4 protein-coding genes and 3 pseudogenes are annotated in these 8,601 nt (G+C 69.9%); 3 read left to right on the plus strand and 4 right to left on the minus strand.

Going from position 1 to position 8,601, the window contains the following annotated elements; translation table 11 throughout:
* Positions 1 to 1,399 precede the first annotated feature (1,399 nt).
* The gene (locus tag EMA17_RS53115) at positions 1,400 to 1,870 is read left to right on the plus strand and encodes a hypothetical protein (protein WP_126644121.1); all 471 of its coding nucleotides are present in this window, start codon (positions 1,400 to 1,402) and stop codon (positions 1,868 to 1,870) included.
* A 1,185-nt stretch (positions 1,871 to 3,055) separates the two neighbouring features.
* On the opposite strand, the pseudogene EMA17_RS56310 reads toward EMA17_RS53115, so the two are convergent.
* The 3 genes and pseudogenes from EMA17_RS56310 to gntD form a co-directional block, all read right to left on the minus strand.
* Positions 3,056 to 4,074 (minus strand): annotated as a pseudogene (locus EMA17_RS56310) (condensation domain-containing protein).
* Between the two features lie 52 nt (positions 4,075 to 4,126).
* Positions 4,127 to 4,744 (minus strand): annotated as a pseudogene (locus EMA17_RS56315) (condensation domain-containing protein); the annotation flags it as partial.
* Entirely contained in the window at positions 4,714 to 5,808 is a 1,095-nt protein-coding gene (gntD, locus tag EMA17_RS51380; protein WP_126644123.1) for a guanitoxin biosynthesis L-enduracididine beta-hydroxylase GntD, read from the minus strand. The gene gntD and the pseudogene EMA17_RS56315, both read right to left, overlap by 31 nt.
* A gap of 170 nt (positions 5,809 to 5,978) precedes the next feature.
* Between gntD and EMA17_RS51385 the strand changes: the two genes are divergently transcribed.
* Both EMA17_RS51385 and EMA17_RS51390 read left to right on the plus strand, forming a co-directional pair.
* The gene (locus EMA17_RS51385) at positions 5,979 to 7,616 is read left to right on the plus strand and encodes a PhpK family radical SAM P-methyltransferase (RefSeq protein ID WP_281290646.1); all 1,638 of its coding nucleotides are present in this window, start codon (positions 5,979 to 5,981) and stop codon (positions 7,614 to 7,616) included.
* Positions 7,617 to 7,685: 69 nt separating this feature from the next.
* On the plus strand, positions 7,686 to 8,327 hold the full coding sequence (locus EMA17_RS51390; protein ID WP_126644125.1) for a maleylpyruvate isomerase N-terminal domain-containing protein: 642 nt from the start codon (positions 7,686 to 7,688) through the stop codon (positions 8,325 to 8,327).
* On the opposite strand, the pseudogene EMA17_RS51395 reads toward EMA17_RS51390, so the two are convergent.
* Positions 8,315 to 8,601: pseudogene (locus EMA17_RS51395) on the minus strand (hypothetical protein); the annotation flags it as partial. The gene EMA17_RS51390 and the pseudogene EMA17_RS51395 overlap by 13 nt on opposite strands.

The following is an 8,601-nucleotide window of genomic DNA, read 5'->3' on the forward strand; positions in this document are numbered from 1 at the left end:
GCTCATGGCCGCATTGCTCGAGAACTGCGCCGGTAGCAGCGGGGGTTGTATCCTGTACCGCATCCGACCGAGGCCGGCGGACCGGCACTGGAGCAGACCAATACCCCACAACGCCAAAGGACTTGGAACCGTCCTCGCCAACCATCATTGGAAACAGGCGACTTCACGACCGGACGGCCACTTCCAATATAGGTGGGTATCGCGTCACGGGACAAGGTAGTGCATCAAAACTCTACCCGGGTACGATTCGGGAGTAGGGGCAGGTCCCGCCAAGACCCCGACAGGTCCGCTCCGCGGCCCCACCGCCACATCCCACGAACGAACCGACACCGCGCCGCGGACACGCCGAACCGGCTCCACGGCCACCACAGACCCACCCTGGCAACCACCAGGAACCCCTCGACAAGTGACCTGGACGCCTCCTGCGACCCTCACGCCCAGATTCCGCCGCACCCTACTCACCGGCCGCCACAACGCCGCACACCGCCATGACAGGCCCGGACCCCATCGATAGCCCGACCCGAAAGTCGTGAGGAAAACCGGACAGGAAAACTCGACAGGAAAAAGGAGTCGCAGAAATCCCCGCCCCTGCGGCGCCGATTCGGACTCACTCACGCCAGGACCCACCCCCGACCCGAACCGACAAGAGACTCCACCGCGACCACACACGACGCAGCGGGCGACGCCATCGGCACCGAACCGAACGCAGCCGCAGCCGCAGCACGACGACGGCGACACGGACGGCGTCCCGGATCGTATCGGACAAGCCGGGCCTGCGCACGCGCGGCCATCGCGGCCGCGCCGGCCGGACGATCGACAACCGACATGCCCGGCGTGATTCGCCGTCGGTCGCAGCAGGAACGGCCGCCGACGGACCTCGGCGCGCGCAGGTGAGGCAGGTGTCGACCCCGGGGCTTCATATGCGGTGGGATGTGAGATTCGCAGTGGGATGGGGGGTGCGCTTTGGTGCCGGTGGGAGTGTTTCGGGTCATCCCGTCGAGCGGTGAGACGACGTGGTCGTTCGTGAGCCGGGTCGCCGGGTCCTGCGGGCCGGCGCCGACGCCCTGACGGGGCATTGGCGATGGGTCGACCACCGCCCCCGACACGGGGGCGGGACGCGACGCGCGGACGCGGAGACGATCCTCGACGCGGCAGGGCGGCGGACGTTGGCACGGTTGTGCGGCGTCGAGGAGGAGGTGCTCGCGCGGGCGTTGCCGTCCTGGGGCAGGGAGGAGGACGAGGCCGCCGAGTGGGACACGGCGGGGATACCGCAAGGGACGTGGCGGGTGGGCGGCGCCGCGGTGGGGCCGGTGGCGCTCGGATGCCGCCTGTGTACGACACGGCGCACCGGCAGGCCGGCACGGGTGGTTCGCTACGCGGCGCGGGGGACCGGGCGTGCGTGCGACACGCACGGTGGGGCCCGGACGCGGACGCCGACGAGGTGCCGGAACACCTGGACTTGCGCGAGGTCCCGGAGGTGGTCCAGGCGCGGCGGCGGTGGGCCGGTGTGGTGCGGCGGGCGACGCGGGCCGGGGTCGATCCCTCGGAGGTGTTCGGTGTGGCGTGGGCGGTGGTGTGCCGATGGTGGGAGTCGGCGTTGTCGTGGGAGCGGGAGGTGATCTGGCCGCGGCGGCTGCACGCGGTCGCGGGCGGGGACGCCGGGGGTGATTTCGCGTGGTGGCGGGTGGTCGGACGGGACGCGGTCGTCTTCCCCGAGGCCGTCGCGGTCGCGGACGCGCTGCTGGATCCGGCATGGTGCAGCGATTGTGGCGCGACGGCGGTGCCGGGCGGCCGCGGACGTTGCGGGCGGACGGGGCGTTTGGCCGCGAACTCGGGGAATGGGTCGGGCGGCCGTGGCTGGGACCGGTGATCGCCGTCGACTACGGCGGCCCTCTGATCGCGTGGATGGGCGCCGTCATCCCGCAGGCGCCGCGGCGGAGCGGGGTCCGGGCCCGGTGGGGGTTCGGGTGGGGGGACGCCGGCTCCGATGTCACCCGACGTGGCAGGAACGTCGAAGGCGAAGCGTGCTTCAGCGTCGCCCGGTTGCAGGACCTGCTCGACGAATGGCTCGTGCACCGGCACCAGCGCCCGCACGAGGGGCTGCGGCATCCGGTGATGCCGAGGGTCGCGTTGACGCCGACCCGGATGTGGGTCGCCCTGGTCGCGGCGTTCGGATACGTGTCGGTTCCGCTGACCGGCGGCGACTACCTCGAACTGCTGCCGGTGCGATGGCAGGCCGTCACCGAACGCGGGATCCGTATCGACCACCGCACCTACGACTGCGACCTGTTGGGCCCCTTCGGGGTCAGTCCTCCGGGATCGTCGCCCGAGACGGGAAGTGGGAGGTCCACCACAACCCCCACGACGGCCGCCGGGTATGGGTGCGCCTGCCCGAGCGTGGGCTCACCGAGGTGCCGTGGATCCACCGCGAGCACGCCCACCACCCGTTCGACGACCGCACCTGGCAATAGCTGCGTGCCACCGTCATCCCCCACACCGACGCCGACATCCACGAGGCGAACCTCGCGGAAGCCCTCGACCAACTCGTGCGCCGCGCCCGCACCGGAGGAGCCACCCGCACCGGACGACACCTCCTCGCCCGCGGGACACCCACCCGGATTCCTCCACCGGCACGCTCCGTGCACGAAGGGCCGGAGCAGGACCTCGGCAACAGCGCCCCGGGGGAAGGCGAGGAGAGCCTCGACGAACTCGACGACAGTCCCGACGCGTCCCCACCGAGGGTGGTGGGACACCGACGAAACCGACCCCGACTCCCCCGCCCCGCCGTACACGGGGTACGGGCTCTACGACGCCCACGAGGAGGCCCTGAAATGGTGAGCCCCGGTGCGCGATCGGGCGACGGCCCGAGTGGCGGGTGTGGACACGGCGGAACAGTCCCGGCCGGTGACCACCTGGCAGGGTTGGCAGGACTTCGTGGCCGCACCGCCCCCGGCGCCACCCGAACCGGGCGCACCGCCACACAGTCGGGAAGAACGGCCGGCCTGTCACTCCGCGTTCGTGACCGTCCGCACCCCGGCCATCGACACCCTCGCCATCAGCGTGCGCACGCCGACGATCCCGGGCCCGGGGCCGCCGGCAACGGACCACCGCCCGACCGGCGTTGATCGCGGGCGGCCCCGCCGCCGCGGGCAAGACCACCGCGCCGCACCCGCGTCGGACGCGCCTGCCACCTCGCGGAGGCCGCCCGACGCGGTGCAGGGGGTGGAGGGGTGGGTACCGGTGCGTCGGGCGTCCGGTCGGCTCGCGCGAGGATCGCCGTGACCGGATGGGTGTGCTCGGGGTCGGGCTCCTCGCGCGCGGCCTCCTCCTGGGTGGGTGTCACGAGCAACTCCGGCCACGGCGTGTCCGGTTCGGCGCTCAGTCGGGCCAACAGCGCGGTGAACTCGCCCGTCATGCGCTCGATCGTGGACGCGTCGAAGAGGTCGGAGCGGTAGTCCACGGTCACCGCGGTGTGATCCTCGTGCAGGGTGCCGCCGAAGCTCGGGTCGAACTTTGCCGCGCCCAGGTGCAATCCGGTGACCGCCGCCACCCTCGTCTCGCCCGACGCGACGCCGTCGGCGGAGGGGCGATCCAGTGCGCAGTTGACCTGGAACAGCGGGTTGTGGCTCAGGTCGCGTTCGGGCGCGAGGGTCTCCACCAGTCGATCGAACGGCGGTTCGCTCTTCTCGAACACGTCCGGCACGTCTCGCGGGCGCGACGCGGCAACGCGCGATACCCGAGCGGCCCGGACAGATCCGAGCGCACCACGACCATGTTCAGGCACAGCCCGATCGACGACTCCAGGCCCGGCGCGTGATTGGCCACAGGTGTACCCACACATATGTCGTGCTGTGCGCTGTGGCGTGCCAGGAGCACCTGGTACGCCGCGATGAAGGCCATGTACGGCGTGCAGCGCTCCGCCGCCGCCAGTGCGCACATCGAGCGGGTGGTCTCCTCCGGCATCACGAACCGGTGCGCTGCACCACGAAACGCCTGGACCGGCAACCGCGTTCGATCCGTCGGCGGATCCAGCGGAATCGGGGCACCCGCGAGCCGTTCCGACCGGAACCGCACGAGGCGGTCCGGGTGATCTCCGCGCAACCGCTCGTTCTGCCGGTTCGGTGAAGTCCGCGTACTGCGCGGGCGCCGGCGCCGAGGCCACGTCCCCGCCGGTGAGCAACAGGTCGTGGAACAGGGAAAGATCGCGGAAGAACACCTCGGTGGAGACGGCGTCGAACACGATGTGGTGCACACACAGCAGCAACACGTGCCGTCCGGCGGGTGTACGGCTGAGGCGCACCCGGATCAGCGGACCGTTTTCCGGGTCCGTACCGACACCGGCATCGACCGCGATCGCCTCCTCCGCGGCCGCGGCCGCCTCGTCCCGCGTCAATGCGGAGAAGTCGTCGAAGGCCACCGGCGTCTCACCCGGCGGTGCCACGATCTGCGAGGCCCGACCGTCGACCATCGCGAACCGACACCGCAACGCCTCGTGCCGACCCACCACCGCCCCGATCGCACGCGTGAACACGTCCCGATCCAACGGGCCCTCGATCTCCGCCCGCCACCCCACCGTGTACAGCGGACTGGGCCCCACGAGCCGGTCGAAGAACCACATCCCCTGCTGACTCAGGGAAATGTCGCGCACCGCCGACCGCGACCGGGCGGCGAGCAACCGCCGCAGGACCGCCCGCCGTTCGGGCGGCAACGCCGCTACGCGCCGGTCGATGTCTGCGTCGTCCACGACGGACGCCTCCTCTCCTGGTCGACCGCACCGAACGTGCCCAGCACCCGGCTCGCTGGCGACGACCGCGCGTCACGGGACTTGCGCAGGTCTCGGGTGATGTTCAAACGCTTGAGCCATCGATCACGCCCGTCGTAGCGCGCCCGGAAGGGCCTACGACCGTGCACGGCAAGATAGTTGTCCACGAACAACACCTCGCCCGGCCGCAACGGCACACCCCGCAGGTTCGCGTCCAGCCGCGCGGTCAACAGCGCGAACGCCTCCTGCGCCCGCGGATCGTCGGGGGTGGGCTCCATGAAATACGGATCCGGACGCAGGTACGGCGCCGCCCGATCGCCGAAGAGCACCGCAATGGGCATCGCCGGCACCACGCGTGCCTCTCCACCCGGTGGACCGTCCCCGGCGCGGGCCGCAAGATGTGAATTGTCCGGGCGGATCAAGAACCGCGGCTGGAACAACACCTCGACCGTCTCCGCCGGCAAGGGCGGCTCCCCCAACGCCGCATACGTAGTGGGCACTCCGTCGTGATTTCGCAGACACATCAACCCGACGTAGTCCGCCCGGTAAGGGTGGAACGCGTCCTCGACGTGCCACCAGATCTCCATCTCGCTGGCCGAGTTCAACTGCACGTTCTCATGGCCGGGAATCGGCAGCACGTCGTGCATCAGCCGCGCATCCTGCTGCGTCGCCCACCCGATCGCGTCACCGAGCAGCGCCCCGCACAGGAAGAAGAACATCTCCTCGCGCCGCGTGACCCCAGCGGCCTCCTGCCGTCCCCGGTACACCGGCGTGCGGCCGATCGCCACATCGTCGACCGGGAACCCCGAGACGAGCATGGCTCCGGCCGGCTCCCCCAGTCGCATCGTGTTCAACGCCGACCGCAACGCCCGCGGCAACTCATGCGCGAACACCGCCGCCTCGTCGAGGAACGCCTCGTCCTCCACCCCGGGGAAACGACCGGCCAACTCGTCGACCACGGCAAACACGTCGTCGACGTCTCGGGCACTCAGCGAAACCTGATGCATCGATCCTCGATTGTCGAAACCAACCGCTGCGGCACGCATCGAACCTAGCCGGCACCCACCGAGGCGAAATCGGCAAAGCACGGAGCGCTGCCTCCACGTCTCGTTGATTCGCCCCGCTCACCCCGGAAGCGACGCTGGATCGGCGACGGGCCACCACCCGCGCACCATCCCGCCTGCACGGAGGAGCCCAGGCATGTCCGATCGACTCGATTGCCTCGTCATCGGCTACAACGACCTGGACTTCGCCGAACAGGAGAGCCGCGTCATGTCACGCGGCGCGGAATTTCCCGGACCGCCGCATCCTCATGCGCGACCATTGCCTGGTCGAGGGCCGGCGACTGCCGTACATGGACGTGATCAACATGTACGCCAACCGCGCCGGCGTCGGCGGGACCGACGCCAACCACTACCACGTAGGCGAAGTCCCCAACCTCGCCGCCATATACCTGACCAACTTCCTGCTGCGTCGCGGCCTCACCGCCGACCACGTGAGCCTGTTCACGCCCGAACGCGACCGCATCGCACGCATCCTCGCCGACCGCGACCCTCGCACCGCCGCGATCACCACCACCTTCCACCTCACCCCCGCACCCGTGATCGAGATCGTCCGCTTCGTCCGCGCCCACCACCCCGAGACCACGATCATCGTCGGCGGCCCCCTCGTGGACAACCTCACCACCGCGACCGCCGACCCCGAGGCCCTGTCCGACCTGTTCGACCTCATGGACGCCGACGTCTACGTCCGCGAATCCCAGGGCGAGGCAACCCTGTTGCGCGCCGTCGCGGCACTGCGCGAGGGCCACTCGCTCGCCGACACCCCAAACCTGTATCTACGCCGGTCCGACGGATTCGCCTTCACCCGGGCCCAGCCCGAGGCCAACTCGCTCGACGAAGTCGCCATCGACTGGTCACTGTTCTCCGACGCCGAACTCGGCGCCACCGTCCAGACCCGCACCGCTCGCAGCTGCGCCTTCAAGTGCAGCTTCTGCGACTTCCCCGCCCGCGCCGGCGCGCTCGCGCTCGCGGACATCACCACGGTGGAGGCCGAACTCCGCGCCCTGTCCGACCGGGGCGTACGCAACATCGTCTTCATCGACGACACCTTCAACGTCCCCCCCAAACGCTTCACCGAACTCCTGAAGATGATGGTCCGCAACGACTTCGACTTCGGCTGGTACTCCTTCTTCCGCTGCTCTTCCACCCGTGACGAGGAGACCTTCGACCTGATGGCACAGAGCGGGTGCCGCGCGGTGTTCCTGGGCATCGAATCGGCCAGCGACTCGATCCTGAAGCTCATGAACAAGTCCGCGAAATCCGCGCAGTACCGTCACGGCATCGAACAACTCAAGGCCCGCGGAATCACCACGTTCGCGTCGTTCGTCGTCGGCTTCCCGGGCGAGAACGCGGACACCGTCCGAGAGACCATCGACTTCCTCAACACCGCCGCACCAACCTTCTTCCGCGCCGAACCGTGGTGGTACAACCACCGTTCGCCGATCCACGCCCGCGCGGCGGAACTACGCATCTTCGGCCAGGGTTACGACTGGCGGCACGCGAGCATGGACATCCACGGGGCCTGCGACGCGCGCGACGCCATCTTCGACTCCGTCACGACGTCCACGTGGATCCCCAGCTACAACTTCGACTTCTGGGCGCTGCCCTACCTCGTCGGCAAAGGCATGGAAATCGAACAGGCCGTGGAATTCCACGCGTTGGCCGAACGCGCCATGCGCTGGAACGACCACCCGGGCCACCCCGAATCCCACGCAGCGAGCACTGACCTGGCCCGCCTGTTCGAAACGGTCAAGATGACCCCGGCGAAATACACCGCGCCGTCCACGTCCTGACCATCTGCGGCCGACACGCCCGACTCGCCTCCGCACATCGGGTGCGCACCGTGTCGACATAATCACGCCATGGATGCGAAGATGCTCTCAGCTGCCGCCGAGACCTGCCAGGCCGCCCTCGACACGTACGCGCAACACGACTGGGACCGGCCGATCCCTGACATGACCTGGAGCGTCGCTCAGACCGTCGCACATGTGAGCGACACCCTCCTGTGGTACGCCACCGACCTCGCCGGCGGCACCCGCGAGCTGAGCACCATGGACCTCACCGTCCGCCCCGACACCCCACCCACCGACCTGACGCGCACCCTGAACACCTTCGCCGACGTCCTGGCCCGCGTCATCGACACCACCCCCACCGACGCCCGCGGCTTCCACCCCTACGGACCCGCCGACGCCTCCGGCTTCGCCGCCATGGCCTGCGACGAAATCCTCGTCCACACCCACGACGCACTACGCGGCCTGGACCAGGAATTCACCCCACCCACCGACCTCGCCCACGCCACGCTGGAACGCCTCTTCCCCTGGGCCCCGGAACACCCCGACCCCTGGCAGACCCTGCTGTGGGCCAACGGCCGCCGCAACCTTCCCGGACACCCCCGCCCAACCAACTGGCGCCGGCACTGCGCCCCCCTGGCGGAATGGGACGGCACCCACCCCGGCAACCGGGACGGGACTGTGAAGAGTTCGGCTCCGCCTCACGCCCATTGACGCTGTTGCCGATCCTTCGTGGAAGCGGCGAGGTCGACCCGGGCCGTGGCGGCCGGGTGTTCGTCGCCCTCGACGGACACGACCGTGCCGGTGGGGCCGACGCGGTCCTTCAGCAGCGCCGTGGTGTAGCCGGTCCCGGTGCCGACCTTGAGGACGCGCATGCCCGGTCCGGCGCCGAGGGCGTCCATCATCCGTCGTACGGTAGCCGGCATCGAGCACGAGCAGATGGGCATACGGGCTCGCTCCGGACCGTCGGTCGCGCCGTCGTTCCACT

The organism is Embleya hyalina (assembly GCF_003967355.1).
GTDB classification, from domain to species: domain Bacteria; phylum Actinomycetota; class Actinomycetes; order Streptomycetales; family Streptomycetaceae; genus Embleya; species Embleya hyalina.